The following is a 26078-nucleotide window of genomic DNA, read 5'->3' as shown; positions in this document are numbered from 1 at the left end:
TCCTTTATGCGCGCAGCAGATATTGAGTCGTGAATATGAAGACCCAGACGACATCCACGAAGGCCCAGTAAAGCCCGTTGATCTGAATCTGGCGACCCAGCCGAGGGGGATCGCGCCAGCGCATGGTGAATACCACCAGCACGGTCAGCATGACGAGCCCCATGCTCATGTGCACGGCATGCAATCCAGTCAGGACGTAATAGAAGTTGAAGAACATCTCCGCTCGGTCAGGATTCGCACCTGGATATATGAACTCCAACCCCAGGATCGGCATCAACTTTTCAGTGTATTCGTGATGCCACTCGTAGCCTTTGATACCCAGAAAGATCACACCGATAGATATCGTGACGAGCAGGAAGGTAAGGGTCAGCCGACGCCGCTCGGCGTTGACGGCCCGCTCCGCCAACGCCATGAACAGGCTGCTAGTGACAAGCAGCACTGTATTCAGGGTGCCCAGCTTGAGATCCAGATGTGTTGCCGCTTCGGCGAATACGTCGGGATAGGCGAAACGGTAGACGGTGAAGGCCGTGAATATGCCACCAAATAACATCAGCTCGGTGGCCAGGAAAATCCACATGCCCATCAACACTGCCTGACGCTGCTGGGTCAGGTCGTCGAACTGCTCGTCGGGTACCGCCTTACTTGTTGTCGATGGTGTCGTAGTCATAAGGAGGTCCTGTCACGGTTTGCGGCTCCAGGAAATTGTGCTTGGGCGGTGGCGAGTCCGTACGCCACTCCAAACCGGCGGCACGCCATGGATTGGGTGGCGCTCGCTTGCCCCAGCGCAGCGACCAGAGCAGATAGACCAACGGCAGCAGGTAGCCGATAGCCAGCACCCCTGCACCCAGCGAGGACATGACATGCAATATCTGAAAGTCCTCGGGATAGGTCTGGTAACGTCGAGGCATACCGGCATACCCCATCAGGTACTGGGGGAAAAACGTCAGGTTGAAGCCGATGAATAGTGCCAGCGCTGCCACTTTGGCCCAGAGTTCGGGATACATGCGCCCGGTCATTTTTGGCCACCAGAAGTGAAGCCCACCGATATAGGCCGTGACCATGCTACCCACCATGATGTAATGGAAATGCGCGACCACGAAGTAAGTGTCATGCACGTGAACGTCGACGGCCAGTGAGGCCAGAAAAATGCCCGTGAACCCGCCAATGGTGAACAAACCGACGAATGACAGCGCATAGATCATGACGGCCGAGAAAATCAGCTTTCCCTTGTACAGGGTCGCTGTCCAGTTGAAGGTCTTGATGGCGGATGGCAATGCCACGAAAAACGAGAACAGCGAGAACATCAGCCCGGCATACAGGCTCTGGCCGGAGACGAACATGTGGTGTCCCCATACCAGGAAGCCAAACACGGAGATAGCCAGAATCGAGAGGGCCATGCCGTGGTAGCCGAACACGGTCTTGCGCGAAAAGCAGGTAATGAGTTCCGATACGACCCCCATCCCCGGCAAAATCATGATGTAGACGGCTGGATGCGAATAGAACCAGAACAGGTGTTGGAACAGGATGGGATCGCCGCCCAAGGCAGGATCGAAGATACCGATCCCCATCATGCGCTCGAGGATGAGCAGAATCAGGGTCGCGGACAGTACCGGTGTCGCCAGAACCATGACAAGGCTGGTGGCATAGTTAGCCCAGACGAACAGCGGTAGCCGGAACCAGGTCAGCCCCGGCGCACGCATCTTGTGGGTTGTGACAATGAAATTGATGCCCGTCGCGATCGACGAGAACCCCACCACGAATACACCGGTCAACGCCGCCACGACTGCCCGATCGGCAAACTGGGTCGAATACGGCGTGTAGAAGGTCCACCCGGTATCCACTCCACTGGTAATCACGGCCGCGATGGTGAACAAGCCCCCGACAGTATAGATGTACCATGAGATCAGGTTGAGCTTTGGAAAGGCGAGATCCTTGGCGCCGACCATCAACGGCAGCAAGAAGTTGCCCAACGTATTGGGAATGGATGGGATCAGAAAGAACCATACCATCACGACGCCGTGGATCGTGAACAGCTGATTGTAAGCATCGGCACTGACCACATCCCCATCGGGGGTCATCAGTTCGAGGCGAATGACCAGCGCCGCAAGCCCACCCAGAAAGAAGAAGGCAGTAATCGATATCGTATACAGCCACGCAACACGTTTATGGTCAGTGGTGAGCAGCCAGTCGCGAATCCTCCACCCGCTACTCAAGTAGCTTTCGCTGGCTTGATTGGCCGCGGCTTCGCTCATTGGCTTTCTCCTTCATTTCCATTGACCGACGCCTTGACCCAGTCGCCAGGCTGCAGGGACTTGATATAGGCAACGATTCGCAAGATTTCCTCCTCCGTGAGCTGACCGGCAAAGCTCGGCATGATCGGCTCATATCCAGCCGCGACATGCTTGTCGGGCTGCAAGATCGAGTCCCGAATATAGGCTTCGTCCGCCAGGATCACCTCGCCGCTCTGGAGTGCCACGCTACGCCCGTAGATGCCGTCCAGCGAAGGAGCCCGCACGCTCGACTTGCCCATGTGGCAGCCACTGCAACCATGTGCCTCGAACAGTTGCTTACCGGCGGTGGCAAGCGTCCGGCCGGAGCCCTGCCGAGTCAGCCAAGCCTGGTAATCGCCCCGATCCATGACCACGACCTTACCCAGCATTCGCGAATGGAAGCTGCCACAGTACTCGGCGCAGAACAGCCGATATTCCCCCGGTTCGGTCGCCCTGAACCAAGCCGTTTTCTCGGTACCCGGCACCACATCTCGCTTGATGCGGAACGCCGGCACAAAAAAACTGTGTATGACATCCTGCGAAGTCACGCGCAGCTGAATGACCTCATCCACGGGCACGTGCAGCGCATTGATTTCACGCGTGCCGTCGGGATGCTGTATCTTCCACATCCACTGCTTACCGACGACGTCAATGGTCATGGCCGGCTCTGGCCCCCGGTAGCCGTCGAGATACAGCGTCGTTGCCCAAGCGAAAAAACCCATGAATACCGTTAGCATCGCGGCAAGTACAGCAATCTCGACACGGTTTTCGGTACGAGTGGAAGGCAGATTGGAGCGATTTGCCGTCTTGTTTCCCGCCCGGTAACGAAAGCCGAAAAAGGCAATCAGCCCCACCACCATTAACAAAATGATGGCGCTTGCACCCACCAGGGCGAAGTACAGATGATCGACCTGGCCAGCATGCTCGGTCGCCTGCGTCGGGATCAGATGCAGTCCCTTTTCCACCTCGGGCAGATAGGGTGCCACCTCATCATTCATTCCCTGCCTCCTGTCCTACCCGGGGATCGACGACCACACCCGGCTCCGCAACGGCCTCTGCTGCCGAGACGTTCACCTTCATCTCGACACTCGCATCCACTCCCTTGCCAACCGGCGACTTCTCCAAGTTAATGCCTTGGCTGGCATGCGCGCCCCGCTCGGGCAAACCACGTTCCGCCAGCAACTGCATGGCACGCTCGATGGGGATGTGAACACGGCCAGCCTCACGGTCGACCCAGCCAAGGCCATGCAGCTGCTCACTCACCGACTTATTGAAGGCATCCAGATCGGCTTTAGGGGAAGCCTGTAATTGGGGCACCTCCGGCATATTGGCCGGCACCGGTTCACCGGCGAACGGATTGGGCGGATAAGGAACCTCCTCCCATACCGAGGCCATGAGAATCCAGAGCGCCAGTAGGCAGAGCGGTACGAAGCCGGCCATGAACGCGATGAATAGAACCGGAATGCGCGCAGGTACATCGCGCTGCTCGTGCCCTGCGGTGGGATTGGACGCTTCACTCATTGCGCTTCTCCTGACGTTGCAGGCTTCGTCCTATCAACCAGAGAAAACCGCCGCCTAGCGCCACCAGGGCTGACGGATCGAGCCAGGTCTGGACCGAGCGCCATTCCTCAAACGCGGGTAATACCATCCAATGCGTTTGCAGCACATAACCGATGAGACAGATACCAGCGGCAATGCGCAGCCATGTCCGGCTTTGCTTGGCAGCCGTGGATAGCAGGATGGCAAAGGGAACCAGCATGAACAGTACGAACGACGCCCGGCCGATCCAGTGCCAGGCGCCTTCGGTACGGTGGATGTACCAGACGATCTCGTCAGGAATATTGCCCGACCAGACGATAATCAACTGAGAGAACCCCATGAATGCCCAACTCAGCAGTACGGCAAGCCAGATGTTGGCAATGTCCTTGCGAATCGACGGCGTGACATGCGGGGCAAGAATCCACATGCCTACTGCCATGCCGCTGGCCGTCATGGCACAGATCCGCTCCAGGCCGAACACATCCGAATAGAATTCAGGCTCCAACGACATGTACCAGTCAGTGGAGAAGAATGTCAGGGTGAATACCCACAGGATCAGCCCCGGCGCCGCGACAGACCTGCTAAGGCGCGCCTTGTACACTATCAGCCAGGCAAGCCCCAGCCACACGGCAAAATAGATTGCCCAGCGCACCAGCAGAAAAGGCTCGTTGAGATAGAGCAACTTGCGCCGCACTACCTCCGGCAATTCACTTGCTGGCCGCGTCCAGGAGAACAGCTCATCAGTACCCAAAAGCAAGGGCAACATGGCCAGGGCGAACAAGGGCATGGTCCCCGCCAAGGCACGCCACACCGTCTGGCTCGCCTGTCCCCAGGCGCCGCCGGTCATGCCGAAGGTCATTAATACGGCAATGGCACCCAGCGGCAGCGCCCCCCAGGTCAGCGAAGCTACCAACCAGCTACGCAGGAACGCCGTCCAATCGTAGAAAGCGCCGATAACGCATATGGCCAGGGCCACCAGGCCGATGATCGGTACCAGCGGTCTCGTCATTGGCGGCCCCCCCCTGCCGATGTGGTGGTTTCTGTCGCTGTCGAGTCCTGCTGAGGCAGCTTGGCACGCTGCTCCTTCGTCAAGTCCTCAAAACGGGCATACTGCGAAAGCTGCAAGGCCTGGATATATGCAGCAATGGCCCAACGGTCATGTGGCGGCACGCGATCGGCGTAGGAATACATCACCCCATAGCCATCGGTAATGACGTCGTAGAAATGGCGCAACGGCGCATTGCGCAGACGGTCGTTATGCAACGACGGCGGCGACGGAAATCCGCGCTGCACGATCATGCCGTTGCCATAGCCGGTGCGTGCGTGGCAGGGCGAGCAGTAAATATTGAACTGCGCCTGGCCCCGCTCGAGCAGTTCCCGCGTCAATGGCATCGGCAAGGTGTCCGACACGGACAGCTCGACCGGCGCATCGCGGGGCACGGTACCCGCGACGGGGTCGCGCGCCGATTGATTGTCAGGCCATTCTGGTGCTGCTTCGTAGGTCTCGTACTTGGGCTGGTTGGCCATCGGTTCCTGATCACAGGCCGTCAACGACATGACCAGCCCCAGAGTCAGGATGGCAAGCCCCATCAGGCGGCTCATTCCGGCACCTCCCAGACCTCGACCGCCGCGAGTTCCTTCAGGCGCTCACGCGTTCTCCCCCCGGCGTAACGAGTATCGTGGCGGCTAACGAGCAGAAAGTAGCCATCGTCCGTGGCGCGATCGAACGCGCTGACGTTGAAAGCCGGATGATACGGCCGGGGCAAGCGGTTGCCGAAAAGCATGGCCACGGCCGCCCCCACTACCGCGAAGAGCAACCCGAACACGAACGCCGGAATCAGGAACGCCGGCCAACTGTGCAATGGCTTACCGCCCACGACGAACGGGTAACTCAGCACGCTGGCGTACCACTGCATGAAATAAATACCAGCCGCCCCAAGGATGGCTGCGACTAACGAGATGATCGGCACCCAGCGTGGCTTGAACGCCATGGCCTCTGTCAGCCCTTCCACCGGATACGGCACGCAGGGTTCAAGTCGCCGGTAACCGGCCTTGCGCATGCCCTGCACTGCCGCTACCAGGGCCTCGGCAGTCTCGAAGCGCGCCATGACGCCATACTCCTCAGCCATCGTCGCCTCCCTTGTTGCGCTTGGCGATGAGCCCTCGCATGTCATGCAGCGAAATCAGCGGCATGATGCGCACGAAGAGCAGCAACAGCACTCCGAAGACACCCAGCGAACCGATAAAGACGGCCCAGTCCCAAACCGTCGGCCACGCCTCGCCCCATGCGGACGGCATGTAATCGGCATGCGTTGACGTGAAGACGATCTGAAAGCGCTCTAGCCACATACCGATATCGCTGGTGATCGCCAGGCACAGCATAGCGATCGGTGAACGGCGCACACGCTTGAACCACAGCAGCTGCACCAACACCACGTTGCAGAAGATCATGCTCCACCAGACTGGAGCATAGGGCCCCGTCCAGCGGTCGATATACACGTAGCGGTAGTAGTCCTCGCCGGAGTACCAGGCAAAGAATATTTCTTGGGTGTAGGCGTAATCGACGACCAGGGCGAACAGCAGCATCATGCGCCCCAAGTAGTCGAGGTGCGTACGCGTGACCAGGTCCTGGAGCCCGAACATGCTACGCAGCACGACAGCGAGTAGTGCCACGGTCGAAAATCCCGAGAACAGCGCCCCGGCCACGAAGTACGGTGGAAAGATGGTGAAGTGATAACCGGGCACGATGGATATCGCCAGATCCAGCGAGATGATACCGGTGACAGCCACCACAATGGGGGCTGCCACCGAAGAGAGGATCATGTTGGCCTTCTCGTAGCGCGCCCAGTGTGTAGCCGACCCCCGCCAACCAATGGCCAGCGTGCCGTAGAACACCCGACCGAACCAGCTCGAGGCCCGGTCGCGCAGGGTCGCCAGATCGGGCAGCAGGCTCAGGTACATGAAAGTCGCCGTGAAGGTCAGGTAAGTGAAGATGGCGAAGAAATCCCATACCAGAGGGCTGCGCCACTGTGGCCATAACTCCATGTCGTTGGGGTATGGCAGTAGGTAATAGAAGAACCAGGGGCGCCCCAAGTGAATGATCGGATAGGCCCCGGCGAGCACCACGGCAAACATGGCCATGGCTTCGGCGAAACGGTTGATCGAAGCGCGCCAGGGTTGACGGGTAAGCAACAGCACGGCGGAAATCAACGTTCCGGCGTGGGCAATCCCGATCCACCAGATCGTATTGGTAATGGGAAAGCCCCAGGCGACAGGAATATTGATGCCGAACAGCCCAACCCCCACCTCGAATATGTAACCCAGGGCACCAAAGAACATCAGTGCGACCAACCCGCAGACGAGTAGCGCCACGAACCACGAGCGTGGCGAGGGATCTCGCAGTACCAGATTGCTGATACGTTCGGTCAGCCGGGCATGGGTGAGATCGGGGGGAAGCAAGGGACGATGCTTGTCGTGCCGATTCATGTCGTCCCTCCCTGGCCGTTGGCCGCCGTGGCGGGCTCGAAGATCCTGACAACCTGCTCGTCATCGTCGCGCCCATTCACCGAGGCCTGATGTATATCGGCCTTTTCTTTTTCCGGTGCTACCAGCGGATCGGACTGCGGCGCCTCGACCTCCTTGTTGGGATTGCCGACACCGGCCAGGTATGACACACGCGGTCGAATGTTGAGGTGTTCGAGCATGCCATAGTTCAGCGGGTGGTTCTTGAGCCGCTTGACGTGGCTCTGTTCGTCGCTGATATCACCAAACACGATGGCCTGGGTCGGGCAGGCCTGCTGACAGGCGGTTTGCAGAGCGCCATCCGGGATCGGCTCATCTTCGATATCCGCCGTGATGCGCGCTCGGTTGATACGCTGGACGCAGAAAGTGCATTTTTCCATGACCCCGCGCGAGCGAACCGTGACCTCGGGATTGTGGACGGGTTCAGGCTGGGTATAGGTTGCCTGCTCGCCGGTATAATCGAACCAATTGAAGCGTCGTACCTTGTACGGGCAGTTCTGCGAGCAGTAACGCGTACCGATACAGCGGTTGTATATCATCTCATTGAGCCCCGAGGCGGAGTGCTGCGTGGCCCCGACGGGACAGACATACTCACACGGCGCGTTCTCACAGTGCATGCACAGCACTGGCTGGAAAATCAGGTGCGGACTTTCCGGAGGCCCTTCGAAATAACGATCGATACGAATCCAGTGCATTTCGCGGCCGCGCGAGACCTCCTCGGGGCCAACGATGGGGATATTGTTCTCGGCCTGGCAGGCCGTAACGCAGGCATTGCAGCCGATACAAGCGGTGAGATCGACCGCCATACCCCACGCGTATTCAGCCTCCCGCTCGGCGGGCCACGGTTCGGGATACAGGGATTCGTGGGGGCCCGGATGCTTGGCGAACTCGGGATGCTTGCGATATTCCTCGAGCGTGGTGGCGCGGATCAGGTCACGCCCATGAATAGCATGGTGATTCTGAGTCGTAGCTAACGTTTCGTGGCGATCCAGTTTTTCCAGTGTGACCGGGCTCGCCCAAGGGTGGTCCGTGGTATGAAAAACGTAGGCGTCGCTTCCTACGCCATCAGCAATATGTCCGATCCCTTCTCGGCCATACCCAAGCTGCAGAGTAACGGCACGATCCGGCATCCCCGGCAGCGGATATACGGGCACCTCGACCTGAACCTCGCTGGTTTGCGCTTTAACGCGTACTACATCGCCTTCTTTCAGCCCGTACTCCTGCGCGAGCACGGGACTGATCAATAAGGCGTTATTCCAGGTCAGCTTGGACAATGGCCGCGGCAGTTCCTGCAACCAGCCATTATTGGCATAAGCACCGTCCCAGACTGCCGGATCGGGCTGCAACTGCAGCGTGATGGCATCGTCGGGAAGACGCTCGCCGGACGCGAACGACAGCGCTGGCGCCCAGTCTTCACGCAGCGCAGGGGTTTGAGTGGAGAAAGCGCTGTCGGCGACAATCCCGTCGCGCAGGCTACGCCGCCAGAACGTTTCAAAATCACCAGCTGCATGCTGGTCGAGCCAATAGTCGATCAACAGCTGGCGAGCGTCTTCCTCGGTGCCTTGCTCCAGGGCTGCCAGGAATTGAAGTGCACTCTTGCCGCCGTGCAGCGGTTGAATCAAGGGCTGCAACAGGCTGACCGTACCATCGTAAGCGCGGGCGTCGGCCCAGGTCTCGAGCGGGTGACAAGCCGGGATGTGCCAGTGCGACATCTGCCCTGTCTCGTCGTAATATTCGCCCCAATGCAGCCGCCACGGGACCTGACGATACGCTTGCCGAAAGTTCAGGTCGGCCGGTGCCGTGTAGACAGGATTGGCGCCCATGACTACCAGCGCTTCCACCCGGCCGTTCTGCATTTCCCGGGTCAACTCGTTCAAGGGACGCGCCGCATGGCTGACATCTACCGGAGGGATATATGTCACCGTTTTACCGAACGCGCCCAGTTTCTCGTTGATGGCCTGGGCAATCGCATGCACCGCTGTCGAATGCTGATCGCCAGGCACCACCACGGCGGAGCCTGCATTGCTTTTCAGATCGTCGACGAGCGGAGAAAGCCAACTCTCCGGCACGGCGGGCTCATCGGGCGGCTCGATGTCCAGCTCGAAGGCGTTAGCCAGTTGCCGAGCGAAGTTCTCCATATGATGAAAGGACAGGCGGTAACGATGGTCGGCAACGCTGCCGGTAATGCTCGGTGTCGATTCCACGACGTACAGGCGCGCCAGGAAACCGTCGTTATCGCGTGGTCGCCGCTGTGCCATGAAATCGTGGGCATAGCGTAAAAATCCGGGCTGGGACTGCATGAAGTCACTGTCCAACGACAGGACGATACGAGCACGATCGAAACGATACACCGGCTCGAGCGGCCTGCCGAACAGTTGCTCACTTCCCGCGTAGACGGCCTGGCGATCGATAGGCTCGTGGACGTACCAGCGCGCTTTGGGCCAACGTTCGAGCAACGCCTGCAAGGACGCGTGCTGACTCGGCGACGTCAGGCTGCCAGTCAGGAAACACAAGCCCTGCCCCTGCGTACGATTCCACTCGAGACGCTTGTCCTGCTGGGTCATCAGAAAGCTGCCGTATCCTGCTACTTCGCCCCGATTCATCACTGAGGCCGAGCGATCCGGATCATAGAGCGATAATACCGAGGCTTGGGAGAATGCATCGCAGGCACCCAGGGTAGCCGGATGGTCCGGGTTGCCCTCCAGCTTGACCGGACGCCCCTGGTGAGCCTGCGCCAGCAATCCATGCGCATAGCCGCCGATCAGGTGCGAGGTAGCGTAGTAGCGGGGCATGCCCGGCACCTCGCCCTCGGGCATGTTGACATAAGGAACGATGAATTCTCGCGGCTGTCTGCCGCAGGCAGTCAACCCGGCCAGTGCCATGCTGGCTGCCATAAGCTTGAGTGCGCCGCGCCTATCCATAGGTGCTTCCCAGACGGCACCCAGGCGAGGAAATTCCTGATTCAGAAACTCACCGAAGCTCTCACTCTCAGCCAGCTCCTCCAGGCTGCGCCAGTACTGGGGTCCTCGCGCCTGGCCCAGCCGCACACGAATGTGCTGCAGTTCGTCGTGGCTTATCGATGACATGTGCTGCACTCGGTCAGGTTGTCCTTGCGAATGGCATAGCGTTCCAGCAGTTCATGACCTGGAATACTGTCCTTGGCAGGGTCATAGCCCATCGCCGTGATTTTGTCGGCAGGCCGGAGGTTGGGCTCGGGATTACGATGACAAGAGAGACACCACTGCATGGTCAGTGGTTTTTGCTGAGTCGTGATGGGCATCTCATCGACACGTCCATGGCACGACTCGCAGCCAACGCCGTTATTGACGTGTATCCGGTGACTGAAATACGTGAAATCAGGCAGATCATGGACGCGGACCCACTTGATTGGCTCGTCGCGCTTCAGACTCTGCCGCACCGGTTCCAGCATCTCGGCGTTAGTCCATAGTTGGGAGTGGCAGGTCATGCAGGTATAGGTAGGAGGCAGGCCAGCAAAATCGGATTTTTCGACACCGGTGTGACAGTACTGGCAGTCCAATCCCAGTCCGCTCACATGATGCTCGTGGCTGAAGGGCACCGGCTGCTCCGGTGTCGCGTATACCCCGGTATCGTGAGCCGAACTTCCAATCGTCACAGCGACGAGAATGAGGATCACGACGCCGAAGGCGCCTCCCCAGAGTGCCATGCTGACCAGTGAATTTGCCCGACGGGGGAAAATTTGTGGCATCGGTCTCTCCCTGACCTTGCTCTTATTGTCTCCTCATGACGCCATCTTTCGGCCCAACGGAACTAACTATAGGAAAGGATCGCTTGGTCTCGCCAATTAGCAGGCAAAAAGTTTTTAAGAATTTTCTTGTTTAAAAAGGAAAATTTTCACCACTACACGGTAGCCAATGGGACCGGGACTGTTCCCGGCTCAGGCCCTGACTTCCTTAGTTATCCCAGAGGATCTCCACTACGCTCTTTACGAAACCGTAATGCGACGAGACGGACATGCCCCAACGTTTGCTTGGCAGCGTCGAGCCCCCTGCCGACCTGTCGAACCATGACACGACGACCAATACAGAAGCGCGTGACGCCATCTTCGTCGTACAGGGCATGTGGTGTAGCAGTTGCGCCTTCGCCATCGAGCATTTCCTCAAGAAACAGCCCGGTGTCCTCGATGCCAGCGTCAACTTCGTGACGGCGTCGGCGCTGGTGCGCTGGGCCCCCACCACGACGGGGCCGGCGTCGCTGGAGAAGAGCGTCGCTTCGCTCGGTTACCGCCTGACCAGCCAGGCCAGCGCCCAGGACAGCCGTGAACGGTTGGCCCAGGCACGCCGCACCCTGCTCGTTCGGCTTGGTGTGAGCATTGCTTTCGGCATGTGGACCCTGATGGCCTCGGCGCTACTCTACTTCAACTATGGCCTGGGCCCGCGGGTCGATTGGATTATTGCCCTGACGGCTAGCCTTCTTGCCCTGCCCGTGGTCAGCTATGCAGGATTGCCTTTCTATCGCGCCGCCTGGCGCACGTTGCGTGCCGGACACCCCGGCATGGACGTGCTGGTCAGTCTGGGCGTGATCAGCGCCATGACGTTCTCGGCCTGGCACCTCTGGCGCGGCTCGTCCGATGTCTATGTCGACACCGCAGTCATGCTGATCACCCTGCTGCTGGCAGGTCGTCTGGTCGAACTGGCCAGCCGACAGGATGGCCTGGATGCGCTGGCGAGTCTGGACAGCCTTTCGCCCGAGAGCGCCAGGGTCTGGCGAGACGGCCAATGGGAATCAAGTGCCCTTGAGGACATTCGATGTGGCGATCAGGTCAGTGTCGATGCACAAGCCGCCCTTCCCTTCGATGGCTTTCTCGACAATGACCAAGCCCTGATCGACCGCGCGGTGCTAACTGGAGAGACGACCCCGGTGCTGTTGACGCGAGGCGATCGTATCGAAGCTGGCTGTATCAATGCCGGACCCGCCCTGATCCTGCGCGTCGACGCTGAGCTAGGCCATCGCTATATCGATAGCTTGCGCAACCGCACCTTGCAGCTATACGCCCGCAAGGGTGAGTTTCAGAAAGTATCGGATAGCGTCGCCCGCTGGCTGCCCTCCGCTGCTCTGGGGCTTGCCGTTGGTACATTTTTCATGGTCCTGGCGCGCGGCGTCGACTTGGACGAGGCATTCGCCTGGTCCCTATCGGTCTTGATCGTCGCCTGCCCTTGCGCCGTGGGCCTGGCCATTCCCGTCGTCACGCAGGCAGCAACGGCCCGCGGACTACGCCAAGGCATCGTCTTCAAGGACCTGAGTGCCTTCGAGACGCTAGCCAGGGCGCGCAGCATCGCCTTTGACAAGACTGGCACCCTGACGACTGGACTGCTCGGTATCCACGATATCCACACTGCTCGCGGCATTTCCGGAGACGACGTGCTGCGTCTCGCCGCCCAAGCGGAACAGGGCATCACTCATCCGGTAGCACAGACACTGCGTCGTCACGCCACCGAGCGGGGGCTAGCACTAGCCGATGGCCTGGCTGCTATTCATCATCCGAGCCTGGGCGTTGCGGTCCATGAGCCACAAGGCACCATCCTTCGAGTGGGCTCGCCGCGCTGGCTGTCCGAGCATGGCATCGATATTCCTGACATTGACGAAGGTATAGGCAAGATCGTGGGTGTGGCACGGGGAAAACGCTGGTTGGGCACCCTGATTCTCGATGAGACATTGACGCGCGACGCAGCAGCAGCGGTAGCACACTTTCGTGACGCGTCGTTCACCCTGGCGTTATTGAGCGGGGATCAGGCGACTAATGTGCATGCGATCGGGCAACGTGGCGGATTTCGCCGCAGCGAGCGTTTTGCCGAACTGACACCGGACGCCAAGGCCAGACTGGTCGAAACCCTACCGAAGCCATCGGTATTCGTCGGTGACGGGATCAACGACACCCTGGCTCTGGCCACAGCGACAACAGGCATCAGTGTCGCCGGAGCTACGCCACAGGCGCGCGACATTGCAGCAATCTCCTTGCTCACGACAGGCATCGGCCAAGCGTGGCAAGCACATCGATTGGCGCGCTCGGCCTACCGCCTGATGCATCAGAACCTGGCTTTTTCGATAGCCTACAACTTGCTGGCATTGAGCATCGCTGTATGGATGCCGATACCACCTGTGATTGCCGCCGGTGCGATGGCGTTAAGTTCAGTCAGCGTACTGGCAAATGCCGCCAGGCTCTACATTCCGCCGGAAACCTCAGTTCAAGCGCCACAAATATCGGATAACGAACTCAGGAACACCGGTTCAATCTAGCAAAGCGGAATCGAGAAAAGGGAGACTGGGAGGAAGAAACGACAAGGAAGGAAAAAACAAGCTGGCTCCCCGAGCAGGACTCGAACCTGCGACCCAATGATTAACAGTCATTTGCTCTACCAACTGAGCTATCGGGGAACTACATAAACTGGCTTCGGCGGGAGGTTGGCTCCCCGAGCAGGACTCGAACCTGCGACCCAATGATTAACAGTCATTTGCTCTACCAACTGAGCTATCGGGGAATCGCCGAATTGTGGTGTCCGAACTGTTTGGCTCCCCGAGCAGGACTCGAACCTGCGACCCAATGATTAACAGTCATTTGCTCTACCAACTGAGCTATCGGGGAATCGCCGAATTGTGGTGTCCGAACTGTTTGGCTCCCCGAGCAGGACTCGAACCTGCGACCCAATGATTAACAGTCATTTGCTCTACCAACTGAGCTATCGGGGAACTTCTCGAACACGCGGCGTATTATACGTAACGAAAAAAATTCGTCAAGTCTTAGCAGGTTACCTAACGCTTTCTGCTTGAGCCGACCACTGCCACTGATGACAGTCCGTAACGAAAAGCGCCCGAGGGATTACCTCGGGCGCTTTATCGATTCTGGTGGCTACGCCCTGATTCGAACAGGGGACCCCATCATTATGAGTGATGTGCTCTAACCAGCTGAGCTACGTAGCCATGTGCCAGCGGGCAATGCCGCGGTGCACTGCTGCAACGGGGGCGAATTATGCCTGTCGGCACGGGCCTTGGCAACCCTGTTCGCCCCGCAGACAATCAATCGCTGATGCCCAGCGATTCCTTGACCGCCGGAAGGCCCGGCTTGCCATCGACAGTGGTCACACCTTCCAGCCATTGACCAAGTACGTCCGGATGATTCTGTAGCCACTGTTGAGCGGCGTCTCGAGGATCTTGTCCGTCATCCATGATCGCGCCCATGATCTGGTTCTCCATGGATAGAGTGAACTGCAGGTTATTCAGCAGCGTCCCGACATTGGAACACTCCTCGATGTAGCCGCCGCGCGTATTGGTGTAGACAGTGGCCCCACCGAGATCAGGGCCGAAGTAATCATCGGCCCCTTCCAGATAGGCGATATCGAAATTGGTATTCATGGGATGCGGCTCCCAGCCGAGGAACACCATCCAGTCCTTGCTGCTGGCCCGAGACTTCAACTCAGCCAGCATGCCTGCCTCGGAGGAATCGATCAGTTGCCAGTCGCCCAGGCCGAAGGCATCGTCATCGATCATGTCCTGGATGATCATGTTGCCATCGTTACCGGCCTCGATGCCGAACAGACGCTGCCCGAACTTTTCGGCATGCGAGTCCAGATCGGCCACGGAGGTAACGCCTGCATCGTAGACGTACTGCGGTACGGCCAAGGTGTACTTGGCACCTTCAAGGTTGGCCCCGGTACGGTCGACCTGCCCTTTCTCGATGTAAGGATCACTGATCGATGCCATGGAAGGCATCCAGTTGCCCAGGAACACATCGAAATCACCATTCTTCATACCGGCGTAGGCGATCGGTACCGAGACGGTATCACTGGTCGTCTCGTAACCCAGCCCTTCTAGTACCTCACTGGTCAGTGCAGTAGTAGCCGTGATGTCCGTCCAGCCGACTTCGGCAAAGCGCACTGTCTGACAATCTTGCGGCACCTCAGCCATCGCCAAGGGAGCGGCCCCGAACATCAAGCCGCCAATCATGAGCTTAGTGGGGGTCATGTTCGCCATCGTTGTAATCTCCTGCGTGTAAGAAAGAACCTATCTCAGGCATGCTGATGAGAATTTCGATAAGATCAGCTTATGGTAAGCCCCAATTGCCATTCCAATATACAATAGATTTTTTATTGATTGAACGTTCAATAAAAATATAGCAAACTGTAGTCCAACGGTTGACGGCGGACGCACGTCACGAGTCGAACCGGGGGCAACCAGCAGAGGAGAACGATCGGTGCCCAAGCTCGGAATGGAACCCATTCGTCGACGCCAGTTGATCCAGGCGACCATGGAAGCGATCGACGAAGCCGGCCTGGCCGATGCCACGGTTGTGCGTATCGCCCGGCGAGCTGGCGTGTCGGCAGGCATCATCAGTCATTACTTCGGCGGCAAGGATGGCCTGCTCGAAGCCACGATGCGCAAGATCCTCAACGATCTCAGACAAGCCGTCGCATGTCGGCGCGCCAAGGCTGACGACACGCCGCAGGCTCACGTCCGAGCGATCATCGATGGCAACTTCGATCGCAGCCAGGTCAGCCAGTCGGTCATGAAAACGTGGCTGGCCTTCTGGGCCTCAAGCATGCACCGGGATGACCTGCAGCGGCTACAGTACGTCAATGACAGACGGCTTTACTCGAACCTCTGCTACCAGTTCCGTCGCTGCCTGCCCAAGGCAGAAGCGCGGGACGCCGCGCGCGGCCTGGCTGCCCTGATCGACGGGCTCTGGCTGCGCGGCGCGCTGGCTCCCGAAGGTCTCGACGTGGAACGCGCACGACGCTTGGCCTATGACTACCTGGACGAGCAATTGGCTCGCGCCGAGTGCTACGCCTGACCAGCCATCATCAATATTCTCGATTCCGTTCCGCAGGAGGAATTCATGGCCACATTCGAAACCCAGCAACTCTTTATTGGCGGACGTCGGGTGGATGCCACCTCCGGCGAAACCTTCGAAACCATCAACCCGACCAGCGGCGAAGTGCTGGCCACTGTGCAGCAGGCATCGCAGGCCGACGTCGATCGCGCCGTGGCGGCTGCACGCGAAGGCCAGAAAGTGTGGGGCGCCATGTCCGGCATGGAGCGCAGCCGTATTCTCAACCGCGCCGTGGCATTACTCCGCGAACGCAATGACGAGCTGGCCCACCTGGAAACCCTGGACACCGGCAAACCGATCAGCGAGACCATTGCCGTCGATATCGTCACCGGGGCCGACTCCCTCGAATATTTTGCTGGCTTGGCCCCGGCCATCGAAGGCACCCAGATTCCGCTGCGCGAGACATCGTTCGTATATACCCGCCGCGAACCACTGGGCGTCATCGGTGCTATCGGTGCATGGAACTATCCGATCCAGATTGCATGCTGGAAGGCGGCGCCTGCCCTGGCCGCCGGCAACGCCGTGGTATTCAAGCCCAGTGAGGTGACTCCCCTTTCCGCCATCAAGTTGGCCGAGATCTTTACAGAAGCCGGCTTGCCGGATGGCGTTTTCAACGTCATCCAGGGCCCGGGTAACGTGGGCGCCATGCTCACCGAACACCAAGGCATCGACAAGGTGACCTTTACCGGTGAAGTCGGTACTGGCAAGAAAGTCATGTCCGCCGCTGCAGCCTCCACGCTCAAGGAAGTCACCATGGAGCTCGGCGGCAAATCGCCGCTGATCGTATTCGATGATGCCGACCTCGATCGCGCTGCTGATGCGGCGATGATGGCCAACTTCTATTCCAGCGGTCAGGTCTGTACCAACGGGACTCGAGTGTTCGTGCATCGCTCGGTCAAGAGCGCTTTCGAAGCCAAGATCCAAGAGCGTGTGGCTCGCATTCAATCCGGCGATCCGCTCGACCCCTCAGTCAACTTTGGCCCACTGGTCAGCTTCGAGCACCTGGAAAAGGTACTGTCGTACCTTGAAATCGGTAAACAGGAAGGTGCACGCCTGCTCGCCGGCGGTAACCGCATGACCGAGGGCGATTACGCCAAGGGGGCATGGGCCGAGCCAACGGTATTCACCGATTGCTCCGACGACATGCGCATCGTTCGTGAGGAGATATTCGGTCCGGTCATGGCAATCCTCGCCTTCGATGACGAAGAGGAGGTCATCCGTCGTGCCAACGATACCCACTATGGGTTGGCCGCGGGCTTGTTCACCGAGGGACTGAACCGTGCCCACCGCGTGATTCACCGTCTAGAGGCAGGTATCTGCTGGATCAACACCTGGGGTGACTCGCCTGCCGAGATGCCGGTGGGTGGCTACAAGCAGTCGGGCATCGGTCGTGAGAACGGCATCACCTCGCTCGAACATTACACCCAGATCAAGTCCATCCAGGTCGAAATGGGTCCCTTCCCGGCAGTGTTCTGATTCTGTCCGGACGCACGAATGGCGACCGTGACGCCATTCGTGCAACTCGCATTCCGCAAGACCGACGCATTGTTAAGGAGGGCCGCTTCATGACGCAGGCTCGTGAATACGATTACATCATTATCGGTGCCGGTTCCGCCGGCAACGTGCTGGCCACTCGGCTGACCGAGGACGCCAACGTTCAGGTACTGTTGCTGGAAGCGGGCGGCCCCGACTATCGCTTCGACTTTCGCACCCAGATGCCCGCCGCGCTGGCCTATCCGCTGCAGGGCAAGCGCTACAACTGGGCGTTCGAGACCGACCCCGAACCCTACATGAATAACCGGCGCATGGAATGCGGACGCGGCAAGGGGTTGGGCGGATCGTCACTGATCAATGGCATGTGCTACCTGCGCGGCAACGCGCTCGATTATGATACTTGGGCGAAAGCACCCGGCCTGGAAGACTGGAACTATCTTGAGTGCCTGCCCTACTTCAAGAAGGCAGAAACCCGCGATATCGGTCCCAACGACTATCATGGCGGTGACGGCCCGGTGTCGGTCGCCACGCCCAAGGAAGGCAACAACGAACTATACGGTGCCTTTATCCGTGCTGGTATCGAGGCTGGCTATCCAGAGACAGAAGATGTCAACGGCTATCAGCAAGAAGGCTTCGGCCCCATGGATCGCACCACCACGCCCAACGGACGCCGTGCATCCACGGCACGGGGCTATCTGGCCATCGCCAAGCAGCGTCCCAACCTGACCATCGAAACCCACGCCATGACAGACCGCATCCTCTTCGAGGGCAAGCGGGCCATCGGCGTAAGCTATTCTCGCAAGGGCCAACCGCAGGAAGCGCACGCACGCCGCGAGGTGCTGCTGTGTGCCGGTGCGATCGCCTCGCCACAGATCCTGCTGCGCTCCGGCGTGGGCAATCCCGAACACCTCAAGGAGTACGATATTCCTGTGGTGCATGACCTGCCAGGGGTTGGCGAGAACCTGCAGGATCATCTGGAAATGTATATCCAGTACGAGTGCAAAAAACCGATTTCTCTCTACCCGGCGCTCAAGTGGTGGAATCAGCCCAAGATCGGTGCCGAATGGCTGTTCAAGGGCACCGGTATCGGCGCCAGCAATCAGTTCGAGGCAGCAGGTTTCATTCGTACCAATGACCAGGAGGAATGGCCTAACCTGCAGTATCACTTCCTGCCGATCGCTATCAGCTACAACGGCAAGAGCGCCGTGCAGGCACATGGCTTCCAGGCTCACGTAGGCTCGATGCGCTCGATGAGTCGCGGCCGGATTCGGCTGACTTCTCGTGACCCCAGCGCCCCGCCGAGCATTCTGTTCAACTATATGAATCATCCCAAGGACTGGGAGGAGTTCCGCGACGCCATTCGCATCACCCGCGAGATCATCGCCCAGCCCGCGATGGATCCATACCGCGGACGCGAAATCTCGCCGGGACCTGATGTGCAAACGGACGAAGAAATCGATGAGTTCGTGCGCCAGCATGCCGAAACCGCTTATCACCCCAGCGGCAGCTGCAAGATGGGGACAGACGACATGGCCGTTGTCGATGGCGCCGGCCGTGTCCATGGGCTTGAAGGACTGCGTGTCATCGACGCCTCTATCATGCCTGTGATCACCACCGGCAATCTCAACGCGCCGACGATCATGATCGCGGAAAAAATGGCCGACAAGGTCCGTGGCCGGGCACCGCTGCCCAAGGCCGAAGTGCCCTACTACGTTGCCGGAAACGCCCCGGCTCGCGAGCCCGCCAAGGCCTGACATCAGACCAGCCTGATTCGACTTCCCCTTCTGCCCCGCCCTTCGCGGGGCTTTTTTTGCTTTCGATGTTGGATTCGGCCTCAGCTAGTCAGACCGATGGAAATCGGCTAGCCTGTATAAATTAAAACAACCGTTCGAATCCTGCGCAGTTGCCTGGAGAGTCCCATGTTTCAATTCATACTGCTCGTCGCCGCCGTTGCCGGCCTACTGGAAGTGATGCGCCGCGAGGCCGGTGCCGTTTCGGCAATCGGCGTCCTCGCCGTCACCGGCGTCATCGGTTTGCTTTTCGGCGCTCCCATTCTGGGCGCCCTGCTATTGCTCGGTGGCGCCATCCTGGCCGTTCCCGGCATCCCCGCCCTGCGCCGTCGCTGGTTGTCGCCACGTATCTTCGCACTCTTCGACAACGCTGCGCCCAAGGTGTCGGCCACCGAACGCTCCGCCCTGGAGGCCGGCACGGTATCCTGGGACGGCGAACTGTTCTCGGGCAGGCCACGCTGGCAGCGCCTTCTTGACTACCGGAATGAGGGGCTAACCGAAGAGGAGCGCTCCTTCATTGAACACCAGTGCTCGGTAGCGGCCGGCATGACCAACGGTTGGGAAACCGCCCGTGAGCGCGCCGACCTGCCCGAGGCATTGTGGGATTATCTGAAAAGGGAAGGCTTCTTCGGGATGATCATTCCCAAGCAGTACGGTGGCCTCGGCTTTTCGGCCAAGGCGCAATCGGCCGTGCTCCAGAAACTGGCGGTCAACGAGACGCTCATGGTGTCCGTCGGCGTTCCCAACTCATTGGGGCCGGGCGAACTGCTGCTCAAGTATGGCACCCAGGCGCAGAAGGATCATTATCTGCCCCGCCTGGCCGACGGGCGCGAAATCCCCTGCTTCGGCCTGACAGGACCGCGGGCCGGTAGTGATGCTACCTCACTGCCTGACACCGGTGTCGTATGCCGGGGCATGCACAATGGTGAAGAAGTCCTGGGCCTGCGCCTGAACTTCGAGAAACGCTGGATCACCCTGGCGCCAATCGCCACCGTGGTCGGGCTGGCCTTTCGCATGTTCGATCCTGAACACCTGCTGGGTGACGATACCGACCTCGGGATCACCTGTGCGCTTATTCCCCGCAACACCGAAGGCATGGAGATCGGCCGCCGCCATCATCCCATCGGCAGCCCTTTCATGAACGGGCCGATCGTCGGCAAGGACGTTTTCATCCCGCTCGATTACATTATTGGCGGGCCCAGAATGGCCGGCCAAGGCTGGCGCATGCTCGTCGAGTGTCTCTCGGTGGGCCGTTGCATCACCCTGCCTTCCGGTGCGTCGGGTGTAGGCCGCTATGCCATTGGCTGGACCGGCGGCTACAGTCGTATTCGCCGTCAGTTCAACATGCCAGTGGCCGACATGGAGGGCGTTCAGGAACCGCTGGCTCGCCTCTCGGCACATGCCTATATCGCCCAGGCAGCGGTCATGCAAACCGCTAATCTGATAGATCACGGCGAGAAGCCCGCCGTCCCTTCGGCCATTCTCAAAAGTCAGTTGACCGAATTCCAGCGCCACATTCTCGCCGATGCGATGGACATCCACGGCGGTCGTGCTGTGACGCTGGGGCCGCGCAATTATCTGGGCCTGGGCTGGAGCGCCGTGCCGGTGTCGATCACTGTGGAAGGCGCCAACATCATGACCCGCAACCTGATGATCTTCGGCCAGGGCGCGATTCGCTGCCATCCATTCGTTCTCAAGGAGCTGGCAGCCAAAGAAGCTCAGGATCTGGACGCCTTCGACAGAGCATTTTTCGGCCACATCGGGTTGATCTTCGGCAATGCCGCTCGTGCGTCTCTGCAGGCCTTGGGCATCGCCCGGCCGCGCGTACCCTTCGACGAGATAGCCTCTCCCTACGCCCGTGACGTGTCACGCCTGTCCGCTGCCTTCGGTTTGTGTGCGGATGCTGCAATGATCAGTGTCGGCTCGGGGCTCAAGAAACGTGAGATGTTGTCAGCGCGCTTGGGCGACGTACTTTCCAACCTGTATCTGACCTCCATGGTGCTCAAGCAGTGGCAGGCCGGCGACAATGTCGAGCATGAAGCGGCACTTCTGCACTACAGCTGCCGCACCCTGTTGTTCCGTGCCGAACAAGCGTTGGTCGAGTTGCTCGACAACCTGCCCAACCGTGCGCTGGCCCGGTCGCTGAAGTTGATCGTAATGCCTTTAGGGCGTCGCTGGGCGAAGCCGGCAGACGGCCTGACGCGCGAGATCGCCAAAGCCATTTCCACGGATACGGCCCTGCGCCGCAAACTGACCGCCGATACCTGGGACCGCCAGGAGCAGGGGCAGCAGGACAATCCGCTGGCACGCTACAATGCCCTGGTTGCCGAGTACGAGCGTGCCGAACCGATCTATCGCACCATCAGCAAGGCGTATGCCAAGGGACTACTGCCCGCCGAGGCCTTGCACCCCGAACAACGTCTGGAGGCCGCCCTGGACGCTGGCCTAATCGATGAAGCGGATGCCCGGTTCATGCGCCGCTACGAGCAGGAAGTGCTCGACATGCTCACCGTCGACGACTTCGCCTTCGATGCCTTCGCCTCGCACAAGGACAAGGTCGTCTGGCACGATGCGGCCTGAGCGGCGACGTTGGACATTAAAAAAGCCACGCCCGGTCATGTTGCCTATGACCGGGCGTGGCTTTGTGGTGTGCTGGGTATGGGTCAGTTCACTACCGTCACGCGTACCGGGGCGGTACCGCTACGGATCATTCCCAGTTGCTGGGCCGCCCGGCGTGACAGGTCAATGATGCGGCCGCGGGTATACGGGCCACGGTCATTGATCCGCACGGTAACGTTCCGCCCGTTGTCCAGATTGGTGACGTTGACCCGGGTGCCGAAAGGCAAGGAACGGTGCGCAGCCGTCAACGAGTTGCGGTCGTAACGCTCACCACTGGCCGTTTGCTTGCCCTGGTAGGCATCGCTGTAATAAGCCGCCCGCCCCTGCTCCGCATGAGACGCACCATAACCGGCATCAGGCCTGCCGGTGGGTGGCGTACCGGCACAGCCGGCAAGTGCTATCAGTAAGAAGGCCAGGCTCAGCCCGGCCGCCCGCCCTCTCATGCCTGCGAATCCTGATCCTGAGAGGCTTTTCCTTCCTGTGCCGCCTGGGTTTCCTGTGACTCGCTAACGTCATTTGACTGTTCAGTGTCCTGCACTGCCTGAGTCTCCTGCATAGCAGGCAATAGCACGGTCGAGCCGGTCGTCTTGCGGGACGCCAGGGCTTCCTGAGCCTCGCCGGCCTTTTCCAGCGGATAGCGTTGGGCGATGTCGACCTTGACCTTGCCGCTCTCCAGCATCTCGAAGAGTTCAGCGCTCATAGCCTCGAGACGCTTGCGAGTATCCGCGTAGCCATTAAGGCTCGGACGGGTCACGTACAGCGCCCCCTTCTGGTTGAGAATGCCGATGTTGACGTTCTCCACCGGGCCTGACGCATTGCCAAAGCTGACCATCAGGCCACGCTTCTGCAGGCAGTCGAGCGACGTTTCCCAGGTGTCTTTGCCCACCGAATCATAGACCACCGGCACCATGTCGCCCTTGGTCAGCTCGCGCACGCGCTCGACCACGTTCTCCTTGGTGTAGTCGATGGTTGCCCAAGCCCCGTTCTTCATGGCCAGATCGGCCTTTTCCTGGGAGCTGACCGTACCGATCAGCTTGACACCCAACGCCTTGGCCCATTGGCAAGCAATCGAGCCGACACCGCCTGCAGCGGCATGGAACAGGATCGTCTCGCCTTTCTGCAGGCGGTAGGTCTGACGCAGCAGGTACTGTACCGTCAGCCCCTTGAGCATGGAGGCCGCTGCGGTCTCAAACTCGATGCCCTCGGGCAGCTTGACCACTTTGTCGGCCGGCAGCACATGATGTTCGGCGTAGGCACCCAGCGGCCCCTGAGCATAGGCGACACGATCGCCTTCCTTGAGGTGGGTAACGCCCTCACCCACCGCATCGACGACGCCGGCCCCTTCCGTACCGAGCCCGGAAGGCAGGCCGGGTGCCGGGTAGAGGCCGGTACGGAAGTAGATGTCGATGAAGTTCAGTCCGACCGCATGGTTCTTGACGCGAACTTCACCAGATTTGGGCTCTTCCGGCGTCACATCGGCATATTCAAGTACCTCAGGACCGCCGGTCTGGGAGAACTGGATACGCTTGGCCATGAAAATGTCCTTATATCAGTCTATTGAATGGCAACACCATACAAGCGCCGTATTCACAACGCCAGATCATATCCATGGCATGCTATACCAACCCCAAGCACAAGGAGGAATCGACATGCCGTTATTCTCGCTGGAAGGACGCGTGGCCATGGTCACCGGTTGCAACAAGGGCCTGGGTCAGGCAATGGCGGTGGCGTTAGCCGAAGCCGGCGCCGATATCATCGGCGCCAATCGTCGACATGCCGACGAAACACGTCAGCGTGTCGAAGCACTGGGTAGGCGCTACATTCATCTTGAAGCGGAATTGGGCAAGGACCGTCCTGCCACTATCATCGAGAAAGCCATCGCCGAAGGCGGACAACTCGATATTCTCGTCAACAACGCCGGCATGATCCGTCGCGCGCCGGCCCTGGAGTTCAGTGAAGACGATTGGGACAGCGTGATCGACGTTAACCTGAAGGCCACTTTCTTCCTTACGCAGCATGCCGCGCGCCATATGATCGAACGCGGCACAGGAGGCAAGATCATCCACGTTGCCTCGATGCTTTCGTTTCAGGGCGGCATTCGTGTGCCTTCCTATACCGCCAGCAAGAGCGGCATCCTCGGTCTGACACGCTTGATGGCCAATGAGTGGGCAGCTCAGGGCGTGAACGTCAACGCCATCGCACCGGGATACATGGCTACGGACAACACCCAAGCACTACGCGACGATCCGCAAAGGAGCGCAGAGATACTCTCTCGCATTCCGGCAGGACGCTGGGGAAACCCGGACGATCTGGCTGGCGCCGTGGTCTTTCTGGCCTCCCCGGCCTCGGATTACGTTCATGGTCATACCCTGGCCGTCGATGGTGGCTGGTTGGCCCGTTGATACCAGGCCGGACCAGGGCGTGACCGAGTTACAGCACGCGAGGAAATGTCTCCAGTCCCCGAATGAAGCGTTTCTTGTATCCCTCGAACAGGGTGCGGTCCTGCTTGAAGGACTGCACCACAGCGCGCTCATCGAAGCGCATCGGGCTGGGGAGTTCTTCCAGCGACGTCGCTGGATGTACGCTACTGATGCCGACCCGGATGCCCTTCGGGCCATCGAACCAGCGCTCGATGCCACAACGGCGGAACATATCCTCTTGCTCGGTATCGAGGGCATTGACCTTGAGGGGGGCACGTGTCGCCAGCTCGCCCACCAGGCGCTCGGTCGGCTTGGTCACGTTCGTCTCCAGGCCGGCCAACATGGCCACTTCCATGCTCTGTCCCTGCTCATCGAGTACCAGCAGTGCGAGCGCCGCCGGTTGCGAGGCATCATCAACCAAGGCCAAAACACGCGCCGCATCCTGCCGGATCAGGACACTCAATGTCCCGGCAAAGGTCGCCAACGGGGCAATACCCGCCTCATGGCCATACACTTCCGCACACAGCCTTGCGAGGCAGGCATCGCGCTGCTGTTCGTTCTTGATATTGACTACTTTCATCGATCGACCTCGTTACCATCCGCCACGATAAAAGCGCAGAAGCCTAGCATATCGGCGGACCGAACATGCAGCACTTGACGGTCATCGCCGCTTCGCCGATGTTCTGCCACGACGAATCGACCACTGGACCCGCTGGCATGAGCGACACCGCACTTCGACTGGATCTTCCTGCGACCATTGCCCACCGGGGGCTTTCGGCACTCGCTCCCGAAAATACCCTAGCCGCCGTAAGGGCCGCTCACGCGGCCGGCCATCACTGGGTGGAGCTCGACGTGCAACTACTTGGCGATGGCACGCCAGTAATCTGGCATGATGCAGGCGTACGTCGTTGCTCGAACGGCCGAGGCAAGTTGAATCAGCTGACCTGGGACTCGGCGAGCCGACTGGACGTAGGTCGCTGGTTCGATAGGGCCTTCAGCGACGAACGAATGGCAACGCTGGATGCCATGCTGGCCTTGCTTGCCGAGTTGGGCATGGGACTCAATCTGGAGATGAAGGTCAATCGCGGACGCGACGTGGATGCGCTGGTCGAACGGGTGCTACCTGACGCCATGCAGGCGTTACCGGCCGAGCGGCTGCTGGTATCATCGTTCGACATGACCGCTCTCAACGCCGTGCGGCGTCTCGCGCCCGATCCCCAGCACCTGGCACTGGGCCTGCTCTACAAGAAGCTGCCTCGCGACTGGGAAGATAATGCCGCTCGACTCGAGGCCTTCAGCCTGCACCTCGACTGGCAAAGACTCAAGCTCACCCAGGCTCAGGAAGTTGCTGCTAGCCCCTACCGCCTGCTCTGCTATACCGTAAACGATGCGAAAGCCTACCGACGCCTGTGCGAGTGGGGCGTGGATGCCGTCATCAGTGATGACCCTGGACAACTGACTCGCTAGCCTGCTGCAGCTTTCAGGCGTCTGGGGGTGTGTCACTGATGTGCTTACTCGATCCAGGCCAGGTATGCCATGAATGCCTGCAACAAGGTGTAGC

At 59.6% G+C, this 26078-nt stretch carries 21 protein-coding genes and 5 tRNA genes; 7 read left to right on the top strand and 19 right to left on the bottom strand.

The features are described 5' to 3' along the window. Window positions 1-4: 4 nt before the first annotated feature. Genes F568_RS0110320 through F568_RS0110275 form a run of 10 tightly spaced genes read right to left on the bottom strand, consistent with a single transcriptional unit; the run spans window position 5 to window position 11058 of the window. Window positions 5-667, bottom strand: a complete 663-nt coding sequence (locus F568_RS0110320) for a cytochrome c oxidase subunit 3 (RefSeq protein ID WP_019018644.1) — start codon at window positions 665-667, stop codon at window positions 5-7. After that, on the bottom strand, window positions 639-2252 hold the full coding sequence (locus F568_RS0110315) for a cytochrome c oxidase subunit I (protein WP_019018643.1): 1614 nt from the start codon (window positions 2250-2252) through the stop codon (window positions 639-641). The genes F568_RS0110320 and F568_RS0110315 overlap by 29 nt, the downstream gene beginning before the upstream one ends. Beyond that, on the bottom strand, window positions 2249-3268 hold the full coding sequence (gene coxB, locus F568_RS0110310) for a cytochrome c oxidase subunit II (RefSeq protein WP_019018642.1): 1020 nt from the start codon (window positions 3266-3268) through the stop codon (window positions 2249-2251). The genes F568_RS0110315 and coxB overlap by 4 nt, the downstream gene beginning before the upstream one ends. Next, window positions 3261-3791, bottom strand: a complete 531-nt coding sequence (locus F568_RS22665) for a hypothetical protein (protein ID WP_019018641.1) — start codon at window positions 3789-3791, stop codon at window positions 3261-3263. Before F568_RS22665 ends, coxB begins: the two co-directional genes overlap by 8 nt. Continuing rightward, window positions 3784-4818, bottom strand: a complete 1035-nt coding sequence (locus tag F568_RS0110300; RefSeq protein WP_019018640.1) for a hypothetical protein — start codon at window positions 4816-4818, stop codon at window positions 3784-3786. The genes F568_RS22665 and F568_RS0110300 overlap by 8 nt, the downstream gene beginning before the upstream one ends. Next, entirely contained in the window at window positions 4815-5411 is a 597-nt protein-coding gene (locus F568_RS22660; RefSeq protein ID WP_019018639.1) for a c-type cytochrome, read from the bottom strand. Before F568_RS22660 ends, F568_RS0110300 begins: the two co-directional genes overlap by 4 nt. Continuing rightward, window positions 5408-5938, bottom strand: a complete 531-nt coding sequence (locus F568_RS0110290; RefSeq protein WP_019018638.1) for a DUF3341 domain-containing protein — start codon at window positions 5936-5938, stop codon at window positions 5408-5410. The genes F568_RS22660 and F568_RS0110290 overlap by 4 nt, the downstream gene beginning before the upstream one ends. Next, window positions 5931-7295 carry an NrfD/PsrC family molybdoenzyme membrane anchor subunit gene (nrfD, locus tag F568_RS22655; protein WP_019018637.1) on the bottom strand — a complete coding sequence of 455 codons (1365 nt, stop codon included), beginning with the start codon at window positions 7293-7295 and terminating at the stop codon, window positions 5931-5933. The genes F568_RS0110290 and nrfD overlap by 8 nt, the downstream gene beginning before the upstream one ends. Beyond that, window positions 7292-10417 carry a TAT-variant-translocated molybdopterin oxidoreductase gene (locus F568_RS0110280; RefSeq protein ID WP_019018636.1) on the bottom strand — a complete coding sequence of 1042 codons (3126 nt, stop codon included), beginning with the start codon at window positions 10415-10417 and terminating at the stop codon, window positions 7292-7294. Before F568_RS0110280 ends, nrfD begins: the two co-directional genes overlap by 4 nt. Then, on the bottom strand, window positions 10405-11058 hold the full coding sequence (locus F568_RS0110275; protein ID WP_019018635.1) for a cytochrome c3 family protein: 654 nt from the start codon (window positions 11056-11058) through the stop codon (window positions 10405-10407). The genes F568_RS0110280 and F568_RS0110275 overlap by 13 nt, the downstream gene beginning before the upstream one ends. A 266-nt stretch (window positions 11059-11324) precedes the next feature. Between F568_RS0110275 and F568_RS22650 the strand changes: the two genes are divergently transcribed. After that, the gene (locus F568_RS22650; RefSeq protein WP_019018634.1) at window positions 11325-13607 is read left to right on the top strand and encodes a heavy metal translocating P-type ATPase; all 2283 of its coding nucleotides are present in this window, start codon (window positions 11325-11327) and stop codon (window positions 13605-13607) included. Between the two features lie 62 nt (window positions 13608-13669). On the opposite strand, the gene F568_RS0110265 is transcribed toward F568_RS22650, so the two are convergent. The 6 genes from F568_RS0110265 to F568_RS0110240 all read right to left on the bottom strand — a co-directional run bounded on the left by F568_RS0110265 (window position 13670) and on the right by F568_RS0110240 (window position 15338). Next, window positions 13670-13745 (bottom strand) — tRNA-Asn (locus tag F568_RS0110265). A gap of 28 nt (window positions 13746-13773) precedes the next feature. Then, a tRNA-Asn gene (locus F568_RS0110260) sits at window positions 13774-13849 on the bottom strand. Window positions 13850-13877: 28 nt separating this feature from the next. After that, window positions 13878-13953: transfer RNA gene (locus tag F568_RS0110255), tRNA-Asn, on the bottom strand. Window positions 13954-13981: 28 nt separating this feature from the next. Next, window positions 13982-14057: transfer RNA gene (locus F568_RS0110250), tRNA-Asn, on the bottom strand. 154 nt (window positions 14058-14211) lie between these two features. Beyond that, a tRNA-Met gene (locus tag F568_RS0110245) sits at window positions 14212-14288 on the bottom strand. Window positions 14289-14384: 96 nt separating this feature from the next. Then, window positions 14385-15338, bottom strand: coding sequence for a choline ABC transporter substrate-binding protein (locus F568_RS0110240; protein WP_019018633.1), 954 nt, complete (start codon window positions 15336-15338; stop codon window positions 14385-14387). Between the two features lie 220 nt (window positions 15339-15558). On the opposite strand from F568_RS0110240, the gene betI reads away from it, so the two are divergent. The 4 genes from betI to F568_RS0110220 all read left to right on the top strand — a co-directional run bounded on the left by betI (window position 15559) and on the right by F568_RS0110220 (window position 22058). Next, a complete protein-coding gene (gene betI, locus F568_RS0110235; protein WP_026300469.1) occupies window positions 15559-16155 on the top strand; it encodes a transcriptional regulator BetI in 597 nt (198 codons plus the stop codon). A gap of 45 nt (window positions 16156-16200) precedes the next feature. Then, window positions 16201-17670, top strand: coding sequence for a betaine-aldehyde dehydrogenase (betB, locus tag F568_RS0110230; RefSeq protein WP_019018631.1), 1470 nt, complete (start codon window positions 16201-16203; stop codon window positions 17668-17670). An 89-nt stretch (window positions 17671-17759) separates the two neighbouring features. Next, window positions 17760-19442 (top strand): choline dehydrogenase, encoded by a 1683-nt coding sequence (betA, locus tag F568_RS0110225; RefSeq protein WP_019018630.1) that lies wholly within the window; start codon window positions 17760-17762, stop codon window positions 19440-19442. Window positions 19443-19607: 165 nt separating this feature from the next. Next, window positions 19608-22058 (top strand): acyl-CoA dehydrogenase, encoded by a 2451-nt coding sequence (locus tag F568_RS0110220; RefSeq protein WP_019018629.1) that lies wholly within the window; start codon window positions 19608-19610, stop codon window positions 22056-22058. An 83-nt stretch (window positions 22059-22141) separates the two neighbouring features. Here F568_RS0110220 and F568_RS0110215 read toward each other — a convergent pair whose 3' ends face one another. Together F568_RS0110215 and F568_RS0110210 are read right to left on the bottom strand one after the other, a co-directional pair. Then, the gene (locus tag F568_RS0110215) at window positions 22142-22540 is read right to left on the bottom strand and encodes a septal ring lytic transglycosylase RlpA family protein (protein WP_019018628.1); all 399 of its coding nucleotides are present in this window, start codon (window positions 22538-22540) and stop codon (window positions 22142-22144) included. Continuing rightward, window positions 22537-23631 carry an NADPH:quinone reductase gene (locus F568_RS0110210; protein WP_019018627.1) on the bottom strand — a complete coding sequence of 365 codons (1095 nt, stop codon included), beginning with the start codon at window positions 23629-23631 and terminating at the stop codon, window positions 22537-22539. The genes F568_RS0110215 and F568_RS0110210 overlap by 4 nt, the downstream gene beginning before the upstream one ends. Window positions 23632-23746: 115 nt before the next feature. On the opposite strand from F568_RS0110210, the gene kduD reads away from it, so the two are divergent. Then, window positions 23747-24499, top strand: coding sequence for a 2-dehydro-3-deoxy-D-gluconate 5-dehydrogenase KduD (kduD, locus tag F568_RS0110205; RefSeq protein ID WP_019018626.1), 753 nt, complete (start codon window positions 23747-23749; stop codon window positions 24497-24499). A 28-nt stretch (window positions 24500-24527) separates the two neighbouring features. On the opposite strand, the gene F568_RS0110200 is transcribed toward kduD, so the two are convergent. Further along, window positions 24528-25097 carry a hypothetical protein gene (locus F568_RS0110200; protein ID WP_019018625.1) on the bottom strand — a complete coding sequence of 190 codons (570 nt, stop codon included), beginning with the start codon at window positions 25095-25097 and terminating at the stop codon, window positions 24528-24530. Between the two features lie 65 nt (window positions 25098-25162). Between F568_RS0110200 and F568_RS0110195 the strand changes: the two genes are divergently transcribed. Continuing rightward, complete coding sequence (locus tag F568_RS0110195; RefSeq protein ID WP_019018624.1) at window positions 25163-25984, top strand: glycerophosphodiester phosphodiesterase family protein; 822 nt, start codon at window positions 25163-25165, stop codon at window positions 25982-25984. Window positions 25985-26078 lie beyond the last annotated feature (94 nt).

This window comes from Modicisalibacter luteus DSM 23508, from assembly GCF_000378505.1.
Taxonomy (GTDB): Bacteria; Pseudomonadota; Gammaproteobacteria; order Pseudomonadales; family Halomonadaceae; genus Modicisalibacter; species Modicisalibacter luteus.
The sequence above is the reverse complement of the archived record's forward strand: the minus strand, read 5'-3'. Positions and strand labels throughout refer to the sequence as shown.

Coding starts and splice junctions, on each gene's coding strand:
- kduD (WP_019018626.1), top strand. CDS start 23,747: ATGCCGTTATTCTCGCTGGAAGGACGCGTGGCCATGGTCACCGGTTGC.
- F568_RS0110275 (WP_019018635.1), bottom strand. CDS start 11,058: ATGCCACAAATTTTCCCCCGTCGGGCAAATTCACTGGTCAGCATGGCA.
- nrfD (WP_019018637.1), bottom strand. CDS start 7,295: ATGAATCGGCACGACAAGCATCGTCCCTTGCTTCCCCCCGATCTCACC.
- coxB (WP_019018642.1), bottom strand. CDS start 3,268: ATGAATGATGAGGTGGCACCCTATCTGCCCGAGGTGGAAAAGGGACTG.
- F568_RS0110280 (WP_019018636.1), bottom strand. CDS start 10,417: ATGTCATCGATAAGCCACGACGAACTGCAGCACATTCGTGTGCGGCTG.
- F568_RS22660 (WP_019018639.1), bottom strand. CDS start 5,411: ATGAGCCGCCTGATGGGGCTTGCCATCCTGACTCTGGGGCTGGTCATG.
- F568_RS0110320 (WP_019018644.1), bottom strand. CDS start 667: ATGACTACGACACCATCGACAACAAGTAAGGCGGTACCCGACGAGCAG.
- betA (WP_019018630.1), top strand. CDS start 17,760: ATGACGCAGGCTCGTGAATACGATTACATCATTATCGGTGCCGGTTCC.
- F568_RS0110200 (WP_019018625.1), bottom strand. CDS start 25,097: ATGAAAGTAGTCAATATCAAGAACGAACAGCAGCGCGATGCCTGCCTC.
- betB (WP_019018631.1), top strand. CDS start 16,201: ATGGCCACATTCGAAACCCAGCAACTCTTTATTGGCGGACGTCGGGTG.
- F568_RS0110315 (WP_019018643.1), bottom strand. CDS start 2,252: ATGAGCGAAGCCGCGGCCAATCAAGCCAGCGAAAGCTACTTGAGTAGC.
- F568_RS0110290 (WP_019018638.1), bottom strand. CDS start 5,938: ATGGCTGAGGAGTATGGCGTCATGGCGCGCTTCGAGACTGCCGAGGCC.
- F568_RS0110215 (WP_019018628.1), bottom strand. CDS start 22,540: ATGAGAGGGCGGGCGGCCGGGCTGAGCCTGGCCTTCTTACTGATAGCA.
- F568_RS0110220 (WP_019018629.1), top strand. CDS start 19,608: ATGTTTCAATTCATACTGCTCGTCGCCGCCGTTGCCGGCCTACTGGAA.
- F568_RS22650 (WP_019018634.1), top strand. CDS start 11,325: ATGCCCCAACGTTTGCTTGGCAGCGTCGAGCCCCCTGCCGACCTGTCG.
- F568_RS0110210 (WP_019018627.1), bottom strand. CDS start 23,631: ATGGCCAAGCGTATCCAGTTCTCCCAGACCGGCGGTCCTGAGGTACTT.
- F568_RS0110300 (WP_019018640.1), bottom strand. CDS start 4,818: ATGACGAGACCGCTGGTACCGATCATCGGCCTGGTGGCCCTGGCCATA.
- F568_RS0110240 (WP_019018633.1), bottom strand. CDS start 15,338: ATGGCGAACATGACCCCCACTAAGCTCATGATTGGCGGCTTGATGTTC.
- F568_RS0110195 (WP_019018624.1), top strand. CDS start 25,163: ATGCAGCACTTGACGGTCATCGCCGCTTCGCCGATGTTCTGCCACGAC.
- F568_RS22665 (WP_019018641.1), bottom strand. CDS start 3,791: ATGAGTGAAGCGTCCAATCCCACCGCAGGGCACGAGCAGCGCGATGTA.